Here is a 21,278-nt window from a genome sequence, read left to right on the forward strand (position 1 = left end):
AGAACCCACCGCGAAAGGCATCCCCATGAGCACCGACACCACCCTCCTCGTCACCGGCATGACCTGTGAGCACTGCGTGATGAGCGTCACCGAGGAGCTCTCCGACGTCGCCGGCGTGGATGCCGTGGCGGTCGACCTCGTCGACGGCGGCACCTCCACTGTGACCGTCTCCGCGTCGACCCCGCTCGACGACGACGCCCTCCGCGCCGCCATCGAGGAAGCGGGATACACGCCGGTCGCCCGATGACGGCGGTCGGACAGGGCGCACCCGGCAACCAGGACCGAGCGGGTCGGCACGATGTCGAGCTCGACCTCACCGGGATGACCTGCGCGTCGTGCGCGAACCGCATCGAGCGGAAGCTCAACAGGATGGACGGAGTCACCGCGTCGGTCAACTACGCCACCGAGAAGGCTCGCGTCGAGGCCCCGGAGCACACCGACGTCGCAGCGCTCATCGCGACCGTCGAGGCGGCCGGGTACGGTGCGAGCGTCCCGGCACCACCGGCACCCCGCGGCAGCGAGGACTCCGCCGCCGGCGCTGCCGCAGCACCCGATCCACTCCGTCGACGCCTCGTCCTCACGACCCTCCTCACGGTGCCCGTCGTCGCGCTCTCGATGATCCCCGCGCTGCAGTTCCCGAACTGGCAGTGGCTCGCCCTGGCGCTCGCGGCCCCGGTGGCCGTCTGGGGCGCCTGGCCGTTCCACCGCGCCGCGTGGACGAACGCCCGCCACGGTGCCGCGACCATGGACACCCTGATCAGCGTCGGTGTGATCGCGGCCTTCGGCTGGTCGCTGTACGCCCTGTTCTTCGGCGCCGCGGGCGACCGCGGCATGCACATGACCTTCGCCCTGACCGTCGGACAGGGTGCCACCGGACACGATGCGGCCGGCGAGCTCTACCTCGAGGTCGCCACCGCCGTCACGGTGTTCATCCTCGCCGGGCGGTTCATCGAGGCCCGCGCGAAGGACAGCTCCGGCGCCGCCCTCCGCGCACTGCTCGAGCTCACGCCGACCGACGCGACCGTCCTGCGCGACGGGACGGAGCGTCGAGAACCGGTGTCGGGCCTCCAGTCCGGTGACGTCGTCGTGGTCCGTCCCGGCGAGGCGATCCCGTCCGACGGCGTCGTCCGGCAGGGCACCTCCGCCGTCGACCTCTCCATGCTCACCGGCGAGTCGATCCCGGTCGAGGTCGCGGTCGGCGACCGCGTCGTCGGCGCGACCATCAACGTCGGCGGTCGACTCGTCGTCGAGGTCACCGGTGTCGGCGCCGACACCGAGCTCGCACGCATGGCGCGGCTGGTCGAGGACGCGCAGACCGGCAAGGCCGACGTCCAGCGTCTCGCGGACCGGGTGTCGGCGGTGTTCGTGCCGGTCGTCATCGGCCTCGCGGTCGTCGCACTCGTCGGCTGGCTCCTCGTCGGCGGTTCGGTCGAGCAGGCGTTCGGTGCGGCCGTCGCGACGCTCATCATCGCGTGCCCGTGCGCCCTCGGCCTCGCGACACCGACCGCGCTCCTCGTCGGCACGGGCCGCGGTTCGCAGCTCGGCATCCTCATCCGCGGACCGCAGGTACTCGAGCGCACTCGGACGGTCGACACCGTCGTGCTCGACAAGACCGGCACCGTGACCACCGGCGTGATGAGCGTCCGTGCGGTGGTCGTTGCCGACGGCGTCGACCGTGCCGAACTCCTCGCGGTCGTCGCCGCCGCCGAACACGGCTCCGAGCACCCGATCGCCCGCGCGATCGTCGCCGCAGCGCATGCCCCCGTCATGCCGGCTGATGCGTTCGCCGCGCACGCCGGCGTCGGCGTCACGGCAGTCGTCGACGGCCGAGCCGTCCAGGTCGGGCGCCTGACCTGGCTGGTCGACGAGTGGGCGGTCACCGTCCCCGACGGACTGGAGGCACGGATCACCGAGTCCGAGGCCTCCGGTTCGACCGCGGTCGCGGTCGCCTGGGATGGATCCGTCCGCGGCGTGGTGAGCGTCGGCGACACCGTCAAGGACGGTGCGGCCGCCGCGATCCGCGCGTTCCGGTCCCTCGGGCTCGCGCCGGTGCTCCTGACGGGTGACAACGCCGGCGCCGCGCACCGGGTCGCCGACGAGGTCGGGATCGACCGCGTGGTCGCCGGTGTCACGCCGCGCGGCAAGCTCGACACCGTCCGCGCGCTGCAGGCCGAGGGGCACGTCGTCGCGATGGTCGGGGACGGCGTCAACGACGCGGCTGCGCTCGCCGCGGCCGACCTCGGCATCGCGATGGGCGGGGGGACCGACGCAGCGATCGCGGCGAGCGACCTGACGGTGGTGTCCGGGGACCTCCGGGTCGTCGCGGATGCCATCCGACTGGCGCGTGCGACCCTCGGGACGATCCGCGGCAACCTGTTCTGGGCCTTCGCCTACAACGTCGCCGCGCTGCCGATCGCGATGCTCGGGTTGCTCAACCCGCTCTTCGCCGGTGCTGCGATGGCCTTGTCGAGCGTGTTCGTCGTCACGAACAGCCTGCGCCTCCGCCGGTTCCGCGGCCGGGTGGCGTGATCCCGCTCGGTTCCGGACACCGGGGGCGTCCAGCATGGACAATGGTCACCACAGCCGATCACAGCGAGGAACGCACCATGGACCCGAACACCGACGAGCCGGCCGCCGGGCTGACCGACGTGGAGTCCGCTCCGACCCCGCGACTGACCGAGGCCGAGTTCCTGGCGACGCCCGCGCTCCTGACGGGCGATGCCCCCGACCTCATCGAGGCACTCGAGGCCGGCGCGACCCGTCGTGGGCTCGACGTCGCCGTCCTGCCGAGCGACACCGACGGTGGCACGGCTGCGACCGGAGCCATCTCCGCCATCGCGGTCAAGCCCTCGAGCGCCAACCTCGCCGTCCTCGCGATACGTCGCCGGGGGAGCACCTCGCCTCTCGCACGCGCATTCGACATCGCGGCCCGACTCGACCCGCTGCTCACGCCGGAGGCCGTCGTCATCGTGGTCACGGTCAAGGGTGTGACCGAGCTCGCCCCGGACAAGTTGGAGCGGCTCCTCAGCCGCGAGATCCTGCACCAGGTCGAGTCCGCGATCGCACCGTCGGCGAAGCGCCCGCCGTGGCGCCGGTTCCGCCTGCGTGCGGGGCTGGCGGCACTCGACGCCGCGGGCGTGCGGGTGCTGCGGCTGCAGACCCGGACGGCCTAGCCAGCGCTCGACACCGCACCGCCCTCTTGCCGCGGCACCGCGCCATCCGGCGGCGCCGTGTGCGGAGAGCGGTGCGGCGGCGGGCCGCACGGTAGCGTCGGATGATGCCGAGCTTCTACGTGTCCCACCCCGAGGTCGTGGTCGAGCCCGCCGTGCCCATCGAGCAGTGGGGTCTGTCGGATGCGGGGTTCGCCCGTGCTCGGCGGCTCCCGGACATCCTCCACGGACGTGTGGAGCGGATCGTCAGCAGTGCCGAGCGCAAGGCGGTCGAGACCGCGGCCGTGCTCGGTTCGGCGATCGGGGTGACTCCGGTCATCGACCCCCATCTCGGCGAACTCGACCGCAGTGCGACCGGGTACCTGCCCGAGGTCGAGTTCGACGCGGTGGTCGAGGCGTTCTTCGCGGAACCGGACCAGTCCGTCCGTGGCTGGGAACGCGCGGGCGATGCACAGCGTCGTACCGTCGCGGCGGTCCGACGCATTGCCGCGTCGGCACCAGGCACACCGACGGTCTACGTCGGCCACGGCGGCGTCGGCGCGCTCCTGCTCGCGAGCCTCAGGACGGCCGCGATCGATCGGAGCTGCGACCAGCCCGGCATGGGCAGCGTGTTCGCGTTCGACCCGGACGCATGGACCGCGATGGGCGGTTGGGAACGGATCCGCTGACGCGGAAGCGCGCCGCACCGCCCTCTCGCCACGACACCGCGGCACAGGGCGGTGCCGTGTACGGAGAGCGGTGCAGCGGCCGCCGCGGCGGCGGCCAGGCCTACTTCGCGGCGGCAGCGATCGCCGAGGTCAGGCTGCTCTTCTGGTCCCAGACCTTGCCGTCGATGAGCACCGTCGGGGTCCCGAAGCTCCCGGTGGCAGGGTTCTGGAGCGCCTCGTTGCCGACCGCCCGGTTCGTCGCCGCGGTCACCCACGACCCGTACTTCTCGCTGTCGATGCAGTCCGCGACCTTGGCGCTCGACACGCCGCCGGCCTTGACGAGGGACTTGATCTTGGCGTCCGTCAGCCCGTCGGTGCCCTCTTCCGGCTGGTTGTCGTAGAACTGGGTCTGCACGGCCAGGAAGTCCTTCGGCGCGGTGTTCGCGACGCAGGCGGCGGCGTTCGCGGCACGGCTCGAGTACCGGCTGTTGCGGTAGTTGCGGTCGAGGATCGCGATCGGGTGGATGTCGAGGACGACGGAGCCGTCGCGGACCTGGGACTGCAGCTCGGACGAGTACTGCGCCTCGAACGCCTTGCACGACGGGCACGACCAGTCGATGTAGGTCGTGACGACGACGGCACCGTCCGAGGCCGAGGTCGCCGCCGGGCTCGGAGTGGCCTTCGGAGCGAGGCTGTCCGTCGGGGTGGCGACGATCTTGCCCGACTCGCCCGTGAACGTGATGCCGTCCGAGGCCATGTTCTTCGGGCCCGCGGCCGTCGTCGTGCCGGAGCTGGAGTTCATGTTCGACACCACGACGACCACGACGACGGCGACGGCGATGACGGCGAGTCCGATCCCGCCCTGCAGGAACCACCGGTTGCGGCGCTGCCGTCGACGCTCCTGCTCCTGCCGTGCCCTGGCGGCCTGTCGTGCGGCCTCGCGGCGGGCGTTCTTCGACATTCCAGGCTGGTTCGTCACCGGGTATCCCCCTCGTGCGGTCCGTGGTCGGACTCGATGTGGTCGGCCAATGATACGGGGACCGCTGCCTGGAACCTCCTGGAGAGGTGTGCGAACGCGTCGGCGAGCTCCGGCGGCCCGACGACCTCGACGTCCGCGTCGAACCGGCCGATCGACGCCGCGAGTCCCACCCACGACCACGCGCCACCGGTCACCAGGCACCGATCGTCATCGCGGCCCTCGACCGTCCAGTCCCCGGCGTACTCCATGACGGTGGCGGCAGGCATCGACAGGATCACCGAGCCCCGACACGGCCAGACGTCGCCGTCCGTGGAGCCCTTGAACCGGGCCCCGACGAACGCCGCGACGTCGTCCCCCGGGAGTCGATGCCCGCCAGGGTCCTCCGCGCGCGTGTACCGCCGGCCGGTCGGCGCGCGGGGGGTGATCCGGTCGACCCGGAACACCCGCCAGTCCACACGGTCGAGGTCCCACGCGACGAGGTACCACCTGCCGTTCCGCGACACCAGGTGGTGCGGCTCGACCTCGCGGGGCGGGCGGAGGGCACGGGGGTCGTCGTCAGCGCCGGTGGCGGGACCGATGTCCGGTCGCACGTGGTCGAACCGCAGCACCTCGGCCGCCGCGATCGCCGCCCCGACCTGCAGGAGCACGGCCGGGTCGACCGGCACTTGGCCGCCGGGCGACGAGGACACGGCGGTGAACCGCAGGGCGTCGACCCGGTGCCGGAGCCGTGCCGGGAGCACCTGTCGGACGGTCGTCAGTGCGCGGAGCGCGGCCTCCTCGAACCCGGAGCCGATGACGGCGGCCGACCTGAGCGCGACGGCGAGCGCGATCGCCTGGTCGTCGTCGAACAGCAGGGGCGGCAGCTCGGAGCCCGCGTCGAGTCGGTAGCCGCCGTCCGGTCCCTTCGTCGCGCTGATCCGGTAGCCGAGCTCGCGGAGTCGGTCGACGTCACGGCGCACGGTGCGGTCGCTGATCTCGAGCCGTGCGGCGAGCTGCTGCCCCGGCCAGTCCCGTCGCGACTGCAGGAGCGACAGGAGCACGAGCATGCGCGACGAGGGTCCTGGCATGCGTCCATTCTCCGCCGAGAAGCGGACACAGAATGGCCGCTTCCGGGACGGAGCGGGTGCCGTCCGGCGGACTGGACCGGAGACGGACTGGAGGGACGGTGCCAGCTGACACCGTCCCTCCAGTCCGTCCGTCGCTCGCCACCCGCACGACGCGCCGTACAGTGCAGCATGACCGAAACCACGTCACCGCACACGCTGCTCCGCCTCGGCGTGCTGGCCACGTCCCGCAAGGTCGACGAGAAACGCCTGCCGATCCACCCGGCGCACCTGGAGCGGATCGACGCCGACCTCCGCGCGGCCATGGTGCTCGAACGCGGGTACGGACTCCGGTTCGGGATCGCGGACGCCGAGCTCGAACCGCTCGTCGGGGCGATGGCCGACCGGAGCGAGATCATCGCCGACTCGGACGTCGTGCTGCTCCCGAAGCCGCAGGCCGCCGACCTCGAGGAGCTCCGTGACGGCCAGGTCCTCTGGGGGTGGCCGCACTGTGTCCAGGACCGCGCGATCACCCAGCTCGCGATCGACAAGCGCCTCACGCTCATCGCGTGGGAGGCCATGAACCACTGGCAGTCCGACGGCGGCTTCGGGCTGCACGTCTTCCACAAGAACAACGAGCTCGCGGGGTACTGCTCCGTGCTGCACGGCCTCCAGCTGTGCGGGTCGACCGGTGACTACGGGCGTCGGCTGACCGCGGTCGTCATCGGCTTCGGGGCCACCGCGCGCGGGGCCGTCACCGCGCTGAACGCACACGGTGTGCACGACGTCCGGGTGCTCACCCAGCGGGACATCGCCGCCGTCAGCGCCCCGATCCCCTCGGTCGACATCATCACCTTCGAGCAGGACCCGGACGACCCGTCCCGGAGCACCGTGTTCGGGCCCGACGGTCCCGTGCCGATCGAGGCGTACCTCGCCGAGAACGACATCGTCGTGAACTGCACGCTCCAGGACCCGAACGCGCCGAAGACCTACCTGCAGCTCGACGACCTCGCCGCCTTCCGGCCGGGCAGCCTCATCGTGGACGTGTCCGCGGACGAGGGCATGGGGTTCAGCTGGGCGCACACGACGACGTTCGCGGAGCCGATGATCACCGTCGGGGAGACGACGAACTACTACTCGGTGGACCACAGCCCGTCGCTCCTCTGGAACTCGGCGACGTGGGAGATCAGCGAGGCGCTCCTGCCGTTCCTCCGGACCGTGATGGAGGGACCGTCGTCGTGGGCGGAGTCCGAGACCGTCCGGCGGTCCATCGAGATCGATGGCGGCCAGGTCCGGAACGAGGCGATCCTCCGGTTCCAGGACCGCTCGGACGAGTACCCCTACCCGCCCGCGTGACGTGTGACCGACGGGGGCGGGGCAGATCAGCCCCGGTCGCGCCACTCGTCGCGGAGGACCGAGAAGACCTGCTTGTCGTACCGGGTGCCCGCGAACACCCAGGCGCTCCTCGCGATGCCCTCGGAGTGCATCCCGAGGCGTTCGGCGACCGCGACGCTGCTCGCGTTGTCGGACCGGCAGCGGCACTCGACCCGGGTGAGTCCCCGGACGTCGAACGCCCAGTCGAGGAGCGCCGTGACGGACCGGGTGACGAGTCCGCGACCCTCGGCGCCGGGTTCGAGCCAGCAGCCGACCTCGGCTGTGCCCCAGGCTGCGTCGAACGTCACGAACATCACGCCGCCGACGATCGTGTCGCCGTCCCAGAGGCCGTAGAGCCGGGCACCGTCGGCGGCCGCGGTGTCGGCGTACCGGCGGATGGTCGCCCGGGCGCCGTCCTCGGTGTCGGTGACGAAGGCCGGGCCGACCCACGGGCGGATGTGCTCGCGCGCGCGGTCCATGTGCGCAGCGAAGGCGGGTGCGTGCCAGACCTCGAGCGGCCGGAGCACCACCCCGTCGGCGATGTCGAGAGAGAACACAGCAGCCTCCAGATCCCCGCGATCGACCGGCGCCTGTCTCCGGAAGCCCCACCGCACGACGCATCGGCCGAAGGCCGAGCAGACCAGCACAGAGCGAGTGACGGGAATCGAACCCGCGCTACCAGCTTGGGAAGCTGGAGTTCTACCATTGAACTACACTCGCGTCGCCCGGAGGCTGCAACCACCCTACCGGATGCCGGAGGTGCTCCGCACACGACGCTCGCCGCCCGCCGGACGCGCACCGACCCTCCAGTCCGTGTGCTGCCGCACCGCGGCGGACGGGAGGCCCGGTACCGGTCCGCCCCACGCGCTCGCCGCCCGGACGGTCGCGTCCGGCACCCCGCCTGCCGGTCCGCTGGGAGCCACGACCGCTGCCGGACACCTGTCGGACACGTGTGTACCGTCCAGGAGGACCGAGCAACACCGCCGCGGACGACGAGCCATCCTCCCGGCGAATCCCCGCCGATCCCGGGAGGCGAGCAGCGATGGTCAGACATCCCCTCATCGACGACGTCGTCGGGTCCGCGATCGTCGTCGAGTCGGCCTCGAGCGTCGTCTGGTTGACGGACGCGTTCTCCTCGCTCCTCACCAGGGCAGCCGCAGCCGGACGCCTCGTCGTGCTCCGCACCGGCGCCGAGGCGTCGCTCACCCCGGCGCTCCGTCACGCGCTCGGCGCCACGGGTGCCGCGTGGGTCGTGACCGACTTCGACGGGTCGATGCGCGACGGCCGCACCGGGGTCGCCGCCGGCTCGATCGAGGACTTCATCGCCAGCGGTCCGGAGCTGCACGGTGTCCCGTCGCCGGAGCACCGAGTCGCGGCGGATGCCGTCCAGCAGGTCAGCATCGACCTGACGCTCCGACACCATCCGGACCGCGAGGTCGGCATCGGCGGTGCGATCGAGGCCCTCTGCGCCGCGGCCGGCTGCGTCCCGACGCGCTGGGGGACCGGCGAGCCACTCAGTGTGCCGTGGGACCGATGGGTGGTCACGCAGTACGCCAAGCACGAGGCGCCGGACGTCAGCACCTCGTACGCGATCGGCGAGGGCATGTCCGCGACGATGACGGCACACATGACCGACGGGTTCGTCATCGAGACGGTGTCTGCGATCCTCACCGCGCCGGCCGGTGGCGTCGACGGCGTGCTCGACGCCGTGCGCGACGTGGCCGACGACGTCGTCCCGGTGTTCGGTGTCGTGATGGAGCGCCGCGGTGACGCCGACCACATGGTCCGCGCGGTCTCCTACGGGGAACCGACGCCGGCCGCGGTCGTCGTCGGGCCGGAGGCGAGCCGGTTCCTCGACCGCGCCGGGGTCTGGCCGCCGCCGCAGACCAGGACCGAGCTGTTCGGGGAGCACGACCACGAGGGACTGCTCGTCCGGTTCGACGACGGGTGGAACGCCCTCGAGTCGTTCCTCGACCGCATCGACGAGGACCGGTTCGTGGCGCTCGTCGGTGGTGCCCCGCTCGACGAGGCTGCCGCGGACGGCGCGCCCGACGACCACGGCACATCGGCGTTCGGAGGCCTCGGTGCCCCGTGACGTGACGCTGCTCTGCCGCGGTCCGGTCGACGTGCGCGAGGTCGCCGAGGCGCTGGTCCTGCACGAGGACGGCTGGGGTGTCCGCGCACTCGACGACGGCACGATCATGCAGGTCTGTCGCGACGCCGACCACCCGGTCATCACGGTGCTCGGGGTGCACCGGATCGATTCGTCGGACGAGGTCGAGCGCATCCTGCCCGACGCGCCCGTGGTGTCGACACCGCTGTGGTGGGCCGACACGGTGACGCCGTTCGGGCCGGACGGCGAGGACGGCATCGAGGCGGCGATGGCGGCGGCTGCCGTGCTCGACGCGGTGTGCGTGGTGCACGGGGACTGAGCGCCGCCTGCGCTTCGTCGCTGTGGGCTACCCGCTCACCCGACCCGACCCGACCCGACCCGACCCGACCCGACCCGACCCGACCCGACCCAAGTCGGTCGGTTTGCGGGCGGAGCGACGAGATCGGCGGTGGATTCGCCCGAGTCGGTCGGTTTGCGGGCAAAGCGACGAGATCGGCGGCGGGTCTGCCAGGGCGACGGAGGCCCCAGCCAACGCGGGACTACTCGCCCCGCCCGCCGTTCATCGCCGAGAGCCGGTCGTTGTACGCCCGGAGCTCGGCATCGCCGTCACGGTCCGCCTGACGGTCGAGCCGCTTGGCGTCCCGGGTGTCGCTCGTGATCCAGTTCCGGACCACGAGCAGCGCGACGAGCACCATCGGCAGCTCGGACGCGCCCCAGGCGATCCCGCCGCCGGTGTGCTGGTCGGCGAGGAGTCCGGCGTCGTTCGTCTGTCCGAGCGCGTGGTACCAGTCCACCGCGAACACCGACTCGCTCGTCATCACGGCGACCCCGAAGAACGCGTGGAACGCCAGCGTCGCGAGCAGCGCGATGATGAGGATCGGGTAGGCGGGGCGCTTCGGGCCGGGGTCCACGCCGATGAACACCCAGAAGAACAGGTAGCCGCTCAGCACGAAGTGCACGACCATCACGACGTGCCACTCGTGCGACTGCAGCGCGTACTGGAACGCCGGGGTGAAGTAGAACACGATGAGCGACCCGGCGAAGATCACGCCGGCCACCGCGGGCTTGCCCATGAACTGCATGTACCGCGAGTGCACGAACAGCATGAGCCACTCGCGGGAGCCTCGGCTGCCGTCGTTCCGGACGGGCAGCGTGCGGAGTGCGAGCAGGACCGGCCCCCCGAGGACCAGGGGCAGCGGCACGAACATCATGAGGCCCATGTGCTGGATCATGTGGCTCGAGAAGTGGATCATCCCGTAGACCGCGGGCCCACCGCTCGTGAACCAGATGAAGAGCAGGCAGCCGAGCAACCAGCAGATCGTGCGGTGCACGGGCCAGGCGTCCCCGCGCTTCCGGAGCTTGCGGACGGCGTACAGGTACCAGGCGCCCATCGTGACGGCGATCGCGAGCCACGCCCAGTCGATCTGCCACGCCGTCAGGAAGCGCCCGAAGGTCTGGGGCGCGGGGAAGGTGAACCCGATGAGGCCGTCGCGGGTGTCCGCCCCGGTCTCCGGCGTCTGCGGCACGGGCGGCTGGGAGCGGGCGAGCCCGACCGAGATGCCCATCGCGACCGCCATGAAGACGACCTCGGCGAGGGCGAACCGCACGAAGAGCCGGCGGTTCAGCGGGTCGCGGAGGAGCCCGGGGACGAGCTTCCGGCGCTGGACGATGCCGGCGATCCCGAGCAGGATCAGGATGACGGCCTTCGTGGTGATCAGCCACCCGTACGTCGTGGTGACGAGGTCGAGCGGGCCGGTGATCCGGAGCGACGCGTTGATGATGCCGGAGAACGCGACCGCGACGAACGCCCAGCCGGCGAGCGTCGAGTACCGCGCGACGACCCGGCCGGTCGCGCCCCGGGTGCCCTTGCGGACCAGGAGGACCGCGACCAGGCCACCGACCCACACGCACACCCCGATCAGGTGGAACGCGAGCGAGTTGACCGCGTTGGCGTGCTCGAGCGATCCGGCGGCGTGCCCGGAGAGCGCCAGGGGCAGCAGCGCGAAGAGGGCGGACACGGTCGCGACGGCGATCGTGGTGACCCGGGTGGCGAACGCGGCGACCACCGCGGCGACGAGGATGCCGACCGCGGACACCACGAGGGACTGTCCGATCTCGACCTGGAACGCGAACAGCATGAAGTTCCGCGCGAACACCGGGCTGGTGAGCGGGACGCCGAGGGTGTTCGCCCCCGTGAGGACGATCCCGACGACCGCGGCGAGGAACCAGATCGACCCCGAGACGGCTGCCCAGCGGACCGCCTGCTGCTGCACCCGCGACATCCCGCGCGGGTCCTTCCGCTGCGCGGGGAGCGCGAACGCCGCGACGATGAGCAGCCCGACGGTGAGTGCCGCCATGCCGTCGTGCACGGCGCGGGCGATCGGGAGCCCGTCGACGACGAGGTCGCCGGCGTCGACGAGTGCCCGGTTCGCCGTGAACGCACCGGTGAACACCATCGAGAGGACGGCGAACGCGACGACCAGGGGGAGTGCGACGACGAGGACTGTCGCGACCGTCGAGGTCCGCGCGGCCACGACCGGGCCGTCGGGATCCTCCGGCGCGGTCGACGGCGGTGCTGCGGCGGACGGAGAGGTGACGGTCATCGCACTTTTCGACAGGATCGGGATCGGTCTCCCCATGGTACGTCCGTCTTCCGGGAGGCCCGGTGGGAGCCCGGTGGGCAGCCTTCGGTCCTCCACAGCGGAGCCGCTTCGGCCGGGAGGCCCGGAGCGAGCCCGGTGCGCAACCGGCGGCCCGGCATCGCGACGAGTCCGACGACGGCCTGCGCCCGTAGGATCGCATCGTGCTGCTCTCCGATCGCGACATCACCGCCCAGCTCGACGCCGGCCGCATCGGGCTCGACCCGTACGACCCGTCGCTCGTCCAGCCGTCGAGCATCGACGTGCGACTCGACAAGTTCTTCCGGCTGTTCGACAACCACCGCTACCCGCACATCGACCCGGCCGTCGACCAGCCCGACCTGACGCACCTGGTCGAGACCCCGGCCGACGAGCCGTTCGTGCTGCACCCCGGGGAGTTCGTCCTCGGCTCGACGTTCGAGGTCGTGAGCCTGCCCGACGACGTCGCCGCGCGGCTCGAGGGCAAGAGCTCGCTCGGACGCCTCGGTCTGCTCACGCACTCTACGGCGGGCTTCATCGACCCCGGGTTCTCCGGCCACGTGACCCTGGAGCTGAGCAACGTCGCGACGCTCCCGATCATGCTGTGGCCGGGCATGAAGATCGGCCAACTGTGCTTCTTCCAGCTCTCGAGCCCGGCCGACAAGCCCTACGGATCGGCCGAGTACCAGTCGCGGTACCAGGGACAGCGTGGTCCGACGGCATCGCGGTCGGCGCAGAACTTCCTGCGGACGGACGTCTCGGCGCGCGACTGAGCCGATGTCACGCCATCGCGTGAGGGCCCACGTCACACGCATTGTGTACGAAATCTCAGACGGCATATACTCAGCGGATCGCGATGCGGAGGTGCCAGATGCGAGATGGTCCGAACGATCGTCGTCCATCACCGGGGGTGGTGGTGTGTGACGGGGTGGACAGCGGTGCTGCGGTCCTGCTCCGGACCGCTCGACAGCGGGCGAACCTGACCCAGGTGGAGCTCGCCGTCCGGGCCGGGGTCACCCAGAGCGTCATCAGCACGTACGAGAACAACCGGCGCGAGCCGTCGTTCGCGGTCCTCCATCGGCTGCTCGTCGCGGCAGGGTTCGAGCCCGAGGTCGTGCTGCACCCCCGACCCGAGCGGAAGCCCCTCCGCAACCTCGTCGGGGAGCGGCGGGACGAGGTCATCGCGGCGTTCGAGGGGCTCGGCGGTCGGAACGTGCGGCTGTTCGGCAGCGTCGCTCGCGGGGACGACACCGCCGAGAGTGACGTCGACCTCATGGTGGACCTCGACGCCGGCGCCGGTCTCTTCGCCCTCATGGAGATGCAGGACACGGCCGAGCAGATCCTCGGGGTCCGCGTGGACGTCGTCTGCGCGGACGGGCTGTCCGGCGGGGCGGCGAGGAACGCGTTGGCCGACGCGATCGCCCTGTGAGCCGTCGCGCTCCCCGTGAACGACTCGACGACATCCGCGCCGCGTGTGCGGCGATCGAACAGTACGTCGCCCTGGGGGAGGACCGGGAGTGGTCGTCGACGCGGGAGATGCTGCGCTACGACGCGGTCCGGATGCGGCTCGTCGAGATCGGCATCGCCGTGGGCGCGCTGCCCGAGCGGATCCTGGCGCACGAACCGACGATCCCGTGGCGGCACGTCGCCGAGCTCGGAGCGCGGTTGACCAGCCGCTCGTTCGACACTGGTCGTGCCCTCGTGCTCGAGACGGCCAGGGTCGACGTCCCCCGACTCCGTGCCGCGGTCGACCGACTCGTCGCGGCGTCCGTCTGACGCGTCCGACCGGTGGCGGCCCGGGCCGGTGGCGGACCGGACCGGTGGCGGACTGGACCGGCGGGGCGGGGGTGGGTCGTCCCTCCAGTCCGGGACATCCGCGAGGTCCGCGGCCGACGCACGCATCGCGCACACCGCGGCCGACACGCGCACCGCGCGCCACCACCGCCGCGCGCATGGCGAAGGCCCCGCCCGCAGGATGCGGACGGGGCCTTCGTGGAGGGTGTGCTCAGCGAGCGGGGATCAGCCCTGCTTGGCGAGTGCCTCGAGGGTGTCGTTGCCCTTGTACGCCTCGACCGCGTTCTCCTTGGTGACGAGGATCGGGGTGAGCTCGACCGCGGGGACGATCTTCGCGCCGTTGTCGTTGTTCTTGTCCTTCGTCGTCTTCGGGGTCTTGCCCGCAGCGAGGTCGGACACGAGGTCGATGGCGGCCTGCGCCTCTTCCGTGGTGTTCTTGTAGATGGTCGAGTACTGCGTGCCGTTCATGATGAGCGGGATGGACGCGGTCTCGGAGTCCTGACCGGTGATGACCGGGTTCGACTTGCCGGCTGCCTTCGTGGCGGTCAGGATCGCGCGGGCCAGGGTGTCGTTCGGCGAGAGGACCCCGTCGAGGTCGGTGTCCGTGTACGACTTCGTGAGGATGTCGGACATGCGCGACTGGGCGTTCTGCGCGAGCCAGCCCTGCGTGTTGACCTGCTTGAACGTGGTCTGGCCGGAGACGACCTTGAGCGTGCCGTCGTCGATCTTCGGCTGGAGGACGCTCATCGCACCGTTGAAGAACACCGTCGCGTTGGCGTCGTCGGGGGAACCGGCGAACAGCTCGATGTTGTACGGGCCGGAGCTCTTCTTGGCCTTGAGGCCGTCGAGGAGCGCGTTGGCCTGCAGCTGGCCGACCTTGTAGTTGTTGAACGCGACGTAGTAGTCGACGTTCTTGGTGTTCAGGATGTTGCGGTCCCAGGCGATGACGGTCGCGCCGGAGGTCTTGGCGGCCTTGACCTGCGTACCGAGCTGCGAACCGTCGGCGGCGCCGATGATGATCGCCTTGTCGCCCTTGGTGACCATGCCCGAGATCTGACCCTGCTGGTCGGACACGGTGCCGGTGGCGGCGGCGTACTGGATGTCGGCCTTGAAGCCTGCGGCCTCGATCGACTTCTTGAACGCTGCGCCCGCGAGGACCCAGTTCTGCGAGGTCTTGGCGGGGAGCGCGACGCCGATGGTGTCGCCCTTCTTGATCGAGGCGCCCGAGTCGGAGCCGGAGCCGCCGCGCGACGAGCAGCCGGTGAGGGCGAGGCCTGCGATGAGGACGACGCTCGCGCCGACCAGGATCTTCTTACGCATGTGATTGCTTTCTCTTCGTTGAGGGAGACGGGGAGGGCGGTGCAGCCCTCCCCGGGGTGTTGGGGAGTGTGAAGTGGTGGGGGAGGGGAAGGAGCAGCGCTACGGGAGCGTGACCTTCTCCTTGTTGGTGTCGTCGATGGACTGCGGCTGGCCGGTGTCGACCGCGGGTCCCGTGGCGGCGTCCTGCCGTCGGAACTGCCGCATCATGCCGCCGATGAGCGACGGGCGACCCTGCGACTTCGAGTAGACGTCGAAGGCGACGGCGACCAGGAGCACGAGACCACGGATGATCTGGACCTTGTTCGACTCGATGCCCATCAGGGAGAGGCCGTTCGTGAGGAGCGCCATGACGAGACCACCGATGATCGACCCGGTGACCGTTCCGACACCACCCGCGACCGCGGCACCACCGACGAACACGGCGGCGATCGCGTCGAGCTCCCAGCCGGTGCCGTCGGCGGGGCCGGATGCGCCGGAGTACCCGACGAACACCATGCCGGCGATGGCGGCGAGGACCGACATGTTCATCATCACGAAGAAGTTGACGCGACGAGCGCTGACCCCGGAGAGGACAGCGGCGCTCGAGTTGCCACCGACCGCGTAGACCTGGCGGCCGAAGATCGTGTTGCGGGTGACGAACCCGTAGACGATGGTCAGGACGCCGAGGATGATCGCGACGATCGGGATCGAGGTGCCGACGTTGCCGGTCGCGAACAGGTAGGTCGCGGCGATCGTGACGAGGACGAGCACACCCGTGCGGACGACGGACACCCACACCGGCGGGACCTCGGCCTGCATCTTGTGACGACGACGCCGGTTGTTGAACTCGATGTACACGAGTGCCAGCACCGTGATGAGCCCGAGCAGGAGCGTGCCGTTGCTGAAACCGAAGTCCGGACCGAAGTCGGGCAGGAAGCCGGCGCCGACCTGGGAGTAGTCGTTCGGCACGGGGACCGACGTCGAGTTGCCGATGATCTGGTTCGCACCACGGAAGATCAGCTGGCCGGCGAGCGTCACGATGAACGCGGGGACCCGCACGAACGCGACCCAGAAGCCCTGCCAGGCGCCGACGAGGGCTCCGACGACGAGGCCGAAGATGATCGCGAGCCACCACGGGAAGTTCCACTGGGCCATCGACTGGGCGACGATGATGCCGACGAACGCCGCGACCGAGCCGACCGACAGGTCGATGTGGCCGGCGATGATCACCATCACCATCCCGAGCGCGAGGATCAGGATGTACGAGTACTGCAGGAACAGGTTGATGACGTTCGTCGGTTCGAGCGTCAGACCCTTGGTCGTGAACTCGAAGATGATGATGATCGCGATGAGCGCGATGATCATCCCGTAGGAGCCGATCGTGTTGCCCTTGCCGAAGAGCAGCTTGAGGTTGTTCATGAGGTGAGTGCGCCCTTCCGCGCTGAGGTCATGCTGCGCATGAGGGTTTCCGGGTCCGCCTCTGCGGCGGGGACGTCGTTGGTGATCGCGCCCTCGAAGATCGTGTAGATGCGATCCGAGAGGCCGAGGAGCTCGGGGAGCTCCGACGAGATGAGGATGATCCCCTTCCCCTCGGCCGCGAGCTGCTGGATGATGCCGTAGATCTCGAACTTGGCGCCGACGTCGATGCCACGGGTCGGCTCGTCGAGGATCAGCAGGTCGGGGTCGGTGAACATCCACTTCGACAGGACGACCTTCTGCTGGTTCCCGCCGGAGAGCTTGCCGACGTTGTCCTCCACGGACGGGACCTTGGTCCGCAGCAGCTTCCGGTACTTCTCGGCGACGTCGTACTCCTCGAGCGAGTCGACCACACCACCGCGGTTGGAGATCTTCTTGAGGTCGGCCGAGACGGTCGAGCGCTTGACGGTGTCGAGCAGGTTCAGGCCGAGGGCCTTGCGGTCCTCGCTGACGTAGCCGAGGCCGTTGTCGATCGCCTGCTGGACGTTGTTGACCTTGATCTCGCGGCCGTCCTTGATGATCTCGCCGCCGATGAAGTTGCCGTACGAGTGGCCGAAGATGCTCATCGCCAGCTCGGTGCGTCCGGCGCCCATGAGGCCGGCGAACCCGACGATCTCACCGCGGCGGACGAAGAAGTTCTCGCTCTTGCAGACCAGTCGCGACGCGTCGACGGGGTGCTGCACGGTCCAGTCGCGGACCTCGAAGAAGGTCTCCCCGATCTTCGGCGTGCGGTCCGGGAACCGCGACTCGAGCGACCGGCCGACCATCCCGCGGATGATCCGGTCCTCGTTGACGCCGTCGGCCCGGACGTTCAGCGTCTCGATGCTCTTGCCGTCGCGGATGATCGTGATGTCGTCGGCGATCTGCTCGATCTCGTTCAGCTTGTGGCTGATCATGATGCTCGCGATGCCGCGGGACTTGAGGCCGACGATGAGGTCGAGCAGGTGCTGCGAGTCGTTCTCGTTGAGCGCTGCGGTGGGCTCGTCGAGGATGAGCAGCTTGACGTTCTTGTGCAGGGCCTTGGCGATCTCGACGAGCTGCTGCTTGCCGACACCGAGGTTCTTGATCTGCGTGTCGGGGTCGTCGGACAGGCCGACGCGGGCCAGGAGCTCCTGGGCGCGGAGCTGGGCACCGGTCCAGTCGATGACGCCGAAGCGGCTCGGCTCGTTGCCGAGGAACAGGTTCTCGGTGATGCTCAGCTCGGGGATGAGCGCGAGTTCCTGGTGGATGATGACGATGCCCGCGGCCTCGGACTGCTTGATGCCGGAGAAGCGCATCTCCTCGCCCTCGAAGACGATGTCGCCGGCGTAGGTGCCGTAGGGGTAGACGCCCGAGAGGACCTTCATCAGGGTCGACTTGCCGGCACCGTTCTCACCGCAGATCGCGTGGATCTCGCCGGCGCGGACGGTGATCGACACGTCCGACAGCGCCTTGACGCCGGGGAACTCCTTGGTGATCGATCGCATCTCGAGGATCGTTTCGGGTGCGATGAGCGAACGCGTCGCGTTCGGGTCGATCGGGTCTGACGCCACAGTGCATCTCCTCCTGCCGGTCCGGCAGTCCTCCGGGTGGTGATCGCGTCACCGGAGCAGGCACAGCACGCTGTGTGGACTCCGTTGTCGCGTCCGATGTGCCACGGGATGTGAACGGTCACATCGGGTGGAACGGGGGCAATATTACGCACAGGTTGCCGGAGACTGTCAATTCCCCAGGGTCGCGGTTTGGTAACGGCGGCCCGTCATGCGGTGAACCGCCGGAATCCGCACGCGGGACGCGCCCACGCGACCGGTCGGGGTGCCGGATCGGACTGGAGGGACGGCACGAGTCCGACGCGCAGGTCGCCCCCGGCGCGGGGCGCGGTCAGCACGGCACCGCCGCGCGGAACGGCACCGCCGTCCGGACGAGACACCGCCCTGCGGAGCGGCGTCTCGCCCAGAGAGCGGTGCGACGCGGGTCAGGCGCGGTGCGACGCGGGTCAGGCGCGGGTGCGCGGCGCGGACGTCGACCCGCGGACGACGAGCTGCGGCACGATGTCGACCGGCCGGAGGTCCTCGCCGTCGGGCAGCACGAGCTCGACGCACCGCCGCCCGAGCTCGGCGAAGTCGACCTGCACGGTGGTCAGCGGCGGCCAGAAGTGCTGCGCCTCGGGGATGTCGTCGTACCCGACGACGGACAGGTCCCCCGGCACGTCGAGCCCGTACGACCGTGCCGCGTGCATGACCCCGAGCGCCATCGCGTCGTTCGCGCAGAACACGGCCGTGCAGTCCCGCCAGCGGAGCAGCTCGCGGCCGGCGGCGTACCCGAAGTCCGCCGTCCAGTCACCGAGGATCGGGGGCGACACGGGCATGTCGCGGTCGGACATCTCGCGCAGGAACCCCTGCATCCTGGCGTCCGCCTCGAGGGAGTCCCGCGAGCCGGCCAGGTGTCGGACGTGCTCGTGCCCGAGGTCGAGCAGGTGTGCGGTCGCCAGCCGTGCGCCGCTCATCTGGTCGACCCAGAGCGCGGACGGGTCCTCGCCGACCCGTGTCCGGAGGGTCACGTAGGGGATGCGGACGCCGAGCTCGGCGATGATGTCGAACACCCGCTGCTGCGGGGCGATCACCACGATCCCTTCGACGTCCTGCTCCAGGAGGTGCGTGAGCCCGGCGCGCACCGCCGCGTCCGTGGCGTCCGTGAGGTTCGACGTGGTGACGGTGTAGCCGCGTCGGACGGCTGCGTCCTCGATGGCCTGGAGCGTCGCCGCGGGGCCGTAGTGCTCCCGGCGGGCCGTCAGGACGCCGATGGTCTTGGAGCTGTTCGTGACGAGGGCCCGCGCCGCGCGGTTCGGCCGGTACTGCAGCTCCTCCATCGCGGCGACGACCCGGTCGCGCGTCGCATCACGGATCGCGTCGGAGTTGTTGAGGACGCGGGACACCGTCTGGTGTGACACACCGGCGATGCGGGCGACGTCCCGGATGCTCGGCGCGCGGGACTTCTGCGCCTTGGACGTCGCCATTGCCAACTTCTCTCCGCCCGGTGTGACAACGCTGATCACGCCGATGTGCACGTTCACATCCGGGCCAGATCATTATGCACGGTTCCGGGCCGAGCGCCAGCCGATCCCTCCGGGAGCCCCGTCTCCCAGCGCGTCCCGCGACCACGCCGGGACAGGCGAGGGTCGCGACGGTCACCCATGCCGCGTGGATGTCAGCGCGCCGGACAGCCGCTACACTCGTCCGCACAACCGAACATCGGCCGTCGCCCGGACACCATCCCGGGCCGACGGCAGTCACGATCAGACCTCAGAGAACAGTGACCTGCAGCAACCGCATCCGCGGTGTGCTCCAGGCCCCTGTTCTCTTTTTTTGTGCGCCGTGGGGCCTCCACGTCGTCGTCCGTCCACGTCCACGAAGGAGTGGCTCCAGTGAGCAAGGCCCGCAGGTTGACGAGCTTCCTCGTCCTGTCGATGACCGGTGGCGTGATCTTCCAGGTCGCGTACATCCGGTTCGTGTTCCTCGCCGACACCGCGCACGCACTCGGCCTGACGATCCAGCGCTACGGCGAGATCACGTCGATCTTCGGCGCGGTCGCCGTCGTCATGTACTTCTGCGGCGGGTGGTTCGCCGACAGGTTCTCGCCGAAGACCCTCATCGTCGTCGCGCTCGCCGGCATGGGCGTCGTCGACCTGTACCTCGCGACCGCGCCGGGTGAGGGCGGTGTGATCGCCGCGCACGTCGCCATGGCGGTGCTCGGCATGGGGCTCTACTGGTCGGCCCTCGTGAAGATGATCGGCATGCTCGGCAGCGCCGACGAGCAGGGTCGTCTGTTCGGGTTCCTCGAGGGCACGCGGGGGCTCACCTCGACGCTCATCGGGTTCGTCGGTGCGGCGATCGTCGCATCGGCGGTCGTGGCGGCGGACGGCGTGCTCACCCTGATCCGCATCTACGGGGTGCTGTGCCTGGTGTTCGCGGTGCTCGTGCTCGTCGTCGTGCGTCAGGACCGGGCTCGGCTCGACGCCGCCGAGCGGACCACGGTCACCATCCGGGAACTCGCCGCGGCCGCGCGGAACAAGTACACCTGGTACATCGGCGGAACGGTCATGCTGATGTACTGCTTCTACACCACGCTCGGGTACCTGACCCCGCTCCTGCAGCACGGGTTCGGGGTGGCGGCGGGCCTCATCGGTGTGATCGGTGTGTTCCGGACGTACGTGTTCCAGTTCGTCGGCGGACCGGTCGGCGGTGTCCTCGTCGACAAGGTGACCCACTCGACGCCGCGGTTCCTGCGGTGGACGTTCGTCGTCGCGCTGGTCTCCGCCGCCGGGTTCCTCGTGCTGCCGACCACGCCCTCGCTCGTCTGGGTGGCCATCGCGATCATGATCGTGCTCTGCATCGCCGTGTTCACGGCGCGGGGCGTCTACTTCGCGTCGGTCGGCGAGCTCGAGATCCCGCTGGCCCAGCGCGGCGGGGTCATCGGCCTCGCGTCCGGGCTCGCGTTCCTGCCCGACGCGTTCCTGCCGACACTGGCGTCCTGGTGGATCGGCGACCCGGACAACGGTGTGCCGCAGCAGGGCGGTGGGTTCACGACGATGTTCGCGTTCCTCGTCGTCGTCGCCCTCCTCGGTGTCGTCCTCACGACGCTCACCATGCGCACGCGTCGCCGGGAGCTGATCCGCGCCGGACGCGACCCGCGTGGCGGCGCCGCACCGTCCCTCCAGTCCGATCCCGTCCGTCCGCCGGCCGTCGCCGGCGAGGCGACCACCTCCTGACCCCACCCTCGAAAGGAC

The 21,278-nt window shown here is 70.4% G+C and carries 19 protein-coding genes and 1 tRNA gene; 11 read left to right on the forward strand and 9 right to left on the reverse strand.

All coding sequences use genetic code 11. The features are described 5' to 3' along the window. The first annotated feature begins 25 nt into the window (after window positions 1-25). The 4 genes from ASF23_RS14190 to ASF23_RS14205 all read left to right on the forward strand — a co-directional run bounded on the left by ASF23_RS14190 (window position 26) and on the right by ASF23_RS14205 (window position 3,838). Window positions 26-247: a heavy-metal-associated domain-containing protein gene (locus tag ASF23_RS14190; protein ID WP_055954991.1), complete on the forward strand. Its 222-nt coding sequence runs from the start codon at window positions 26-28 to the stop codon at window positions 245-247. Next, on the forward strand, window positions 244-2,529 hold the full coding sequence (locus ASF23_RS14195; RefSeq protein ID WP_055954994.1) for a heavy metal translocating P-type ATPase: 2,286 nt from the start codon (window positions 244-246) through the stop codon (window positions 2,527-2,529). The genes ASF23_RS14190 and ASF23_RS14195 overlap by 4 nt, the downstream gene beginning before the upstream one ends. Before the next feature lie 77 nt (window positions 2,530-2,606). Continuing rightward, on the forward strand, window positions 2,607-3,173 hold the full coding sequence (locus ASF23_RS14200; RefSeq protein ID WP_156364538.1) for a hypothetical protein: 567 nt from the start codon (window positions 2,607-2,609) through the stop codon (window positions 3,171-3,173). 104 nt (window positions 3,174-3,277) lie between these two features. After that, window positions 3,278-3,838, forward strand: coding sequence for a histidine phosphatase family protein (locus ASF23_RS14205; protein WP_156364539.1), 561 nt, complete (start codon window positions 3,278-3,280; stop codon window positions 3,836-3,838). A 100-nt stretch (window positions 3,839-3,938) separates the two neighbouring features. On the opposite strand, the gene ASF23_RS14210 is transcribed toward ASF23_RS14205, so the two are convergent. Together ASF23_RS14210 and ASF23_RS14215 are read right to left on the reverse strand one after the other, a co-directional pair. Beyond that, complete coding sequence (locus ASF23_RS14210; protein ID WP_156364540.1) at window positions 3,939-4,796, reverse strand: DsbA family protein; 858 nt, start codon at window positions 4,794-4,796, stop codon at window positions 3,939-3,941. Further along, window positions 4,793-5,863, reverse strand: a complete 1,071-nt coding sequence (locus tag ASF23_RS14215) for a helix-turn-helix transcriptional regulator (RefSeq protein WP_082474184.1) — start codon at window positions 5,861-5,863, stop codon at window positions 4,793-4,795. Before ASF23_RS14215 ends, ASF23_RS14210 begins: the two co-directional genes overlap by 4 nt. Before the next feature lie 168 nt (window positions 5,864-6,031). Here ASF23_RS14215 and ASF23_RS14220 point away from each other — a divergent pair, with 168 nt between their 5' ends. Beyond that, window positions 6,032-7,195, forward strand: a complete 1,164-nt coding sequence (locus tag ASF23_RS14220; protein ID WP_055955008.1) for a N(5)-(carboxyethyl)ornithine synthase — start codon at window positions 6,032-6,034, stop codon at window positions 7,193-7,195. Window positions 7,196-7,221: 26 nt separating this feature from the next. Here ASF23_RS14220 and ASF23_RS14225 read toward each other — a convergent pair whose 3' ends face one another. Together ASF23_RS14225 and ASF23_RS14230 are read right to left on the reverse strand one after the other, a co-directional pair. Continuing rightward, window positions 7,222-7,770 carry a GNAT family N-acetyltransferase gene (locus tag ASF23_RS14225; RefSeq protein ID WP_055955011.1) on the reverse strand — a complete coding sequence of 183 codons (549 nt, stop codon included), beginning with the start codon at window positions 7,768-7,770 and terminating at the stop codon, window positions 7,222-7,224. A gap of 92 nt (window positions 7,771-7,862) precedes the next feature. Continuing rightward, a tRNA-Gly gene (locus ASF23_RS14230) sits at window positions 7,863-7,933 on the reverse strand. A 322-nt stretch (window positions 7,934-8,255) separates the two neighbouring features. On the opposite strand from ASF23_RS14230, the gene ASF23_RS14235 reads away from it, so the two are divergent. Beyond that, window positions 8,256-9,308 (forward strand): DUF6177 family protein, encoded by a 1,053-nt coding sequence (locus tag ASF23_RS14235; protein WP_055955015.1) that lies wholly within the window; start codon window positions 8,256-8,258, stop codon window positions 9,306-9,308. After that, the gene (locus ASF23_RS14240; protein ID WP_055955018.1) at window positions 9,298-9,645 is read left to right on the forward strand and encodes a hypothetical protein; all 348 of its coding nucleotides are present in this window, start codon (window positions 9,298-9,300) and stop codon (window positions 9,643-9,645) included. The genes ASF23_RS14235 and ASF23_RS14240 overlap by 11 nt, the downstream gene beginning before the upstream one ends. A gap of 220 nt (window positions 9,646-9,865) precedes the next feature. Here the strand turns inward: ASF23_RS14240 and ASF23_RS14245 are convergent, their stop codons facing one another. After that, window positions 9,866-11,929: a cytochrome c oxidase assembly protein gene (locus tag ASF23_RS14245; protein WP_055955021.1), complete on the reverse strand. Its 2,064-nt coding sequence runs from the start codon at window positions 11,927-11,929 to the stop codon at window positions 9,866-9,868. Between the two features lie 200 nt (window positions 11,930-12,129). On the opposite strand from ASF23_RS14245, the gene dcd reads away from it, so the two are divergent. The 3 genes from dcd (at window position 12,130) to ASF23_RS14260 (ending at window position 13,720) form a co-directional block, all read left to right on the forward strand. Beyond that, the gene (gene dcd / locus ASF23_RS14250) at window positions 12,130-12,717 is read left to right on the forward strand and encodes a dCTP deaminase (protein WP_055955024.1); all 588 of its coding nucleotides are present in this window, start codon (window positions 12,130-12,132) and stop codon (window positions 12,715-12,717) included. A 155-nt stretch (window positions 12,718-12,872) separates the two neighbouring features. Then, window positions 12,873-13,373 carry an XRE family transcriptional regulator gene (locus tag ASF23_RS14255; protein WP_200919370.1) on the forward strand — a complete coding sequence of 167 codons (501 nt, stop codon included), beginning with the start codon at window positions 12,873-12,875 and terminating at the stop codon, window positions 13,371-13,373. Then, entirely contained in the window at window positions 13,370-13,720 is a 351-nt protein-coding gene (locus ASF23_RS14260) for a HepT-like ribonuclease domain-containing protein (RefSeq protein ID WP_055955028.1), read from the forward strand. The genes ASF23_RS14255 and ASF23_RS14260 overlap by 4 nt, the downstream gene beginning before the upstream one ends. Window positions 13,721-13,963: 243 nt before the next feature. On the opposite strand, the gene ASF23_RS14265 is transcribed toward ASF23_RS14260, so the two are convergent. The 4 genes from ASF23_RS14265 to ASF23_RS14280 form a co-directional block, all read right to left on the reverse strand. Further along, on the reverse strand, window positions 13,964-15,058 hold the full coding sequence (locus ASF23_RS14265; RefSeq protein WP_055955030.1) for a substrate-binding domain-containing protein: 1,095 nt from the start codon (window positions 15,056-15,058) through the stop codon (window positions 13,964-13,966). 99 nt (window positions 15,059-15,157) lie between these two features. Next, a complete protein-coding gene (gene mmsB / locus ASF23_RS14270; protein WP_055955032.1) occupies window positions 15,158-16,456 on the reverse strand; it encodes a multiple monosaccharide ABC transporter permease in 1,299 nt (432 codons plus the stop codon). Further along, the gene (gene mmsA / locus ASF23_RS14275) at window positions 16,453-17,979 is read right to left on the reverse strand and encodes a multiple monosaccharide ABC transporter ATP-binding protein (protein WP_055955524.1); all 1,527 of its coding nucleotides are present in this window, start codon (window positions 17,977-17,979) and stop codon (window positions 16,453-16,455) included. The genes mmsB and mmsA overlap by 4 nt, the downstream gene beginning before the upstream one ends. A gap of 509 nt (window positions 17,980-18,488) precedes the next feature. Further along, on the reverse strand, window positions 18,489-19,508 hold the full coding sequence (locus ASF23_RS14280) for a LacI family DNA-binding transcriptional regulator (protein WP_055955035.1): 1,020 nt from the start codon (window positions 19,506-19,508) through the stop codon (window positions 18,489-18,491). Window positions 19,509-19,916: 408 nt separating this feature from the next. Here ASF23_RS14280 and ASF23_RS14285 point away from each other — a divergent pair, with 408 nt between their 5' ends. Continuing rightward, on the forward strand, window positions 19,917-21,260 hold the full coding sequence (locus tag ASF23_RS14285; protein WP_055955038.1) for an MFS transporter: 1,344 nt from the start codon (window positions 19,917-19,919) through the stop codon (window positions 21,258-21,260). The last annotated feature ends 18 nt before the right edge of the window (window positions 21,261-21,278 follow it).

The sequence above is a fragment of the Curtobacterium sp. Leaf261 genome (assembly GCF_001422205.1).
GTDB lineage: Bacteria > Actinomycetota > Actinomycetes > Actinomycetales > Microbacteriaceae > Curtobacterium.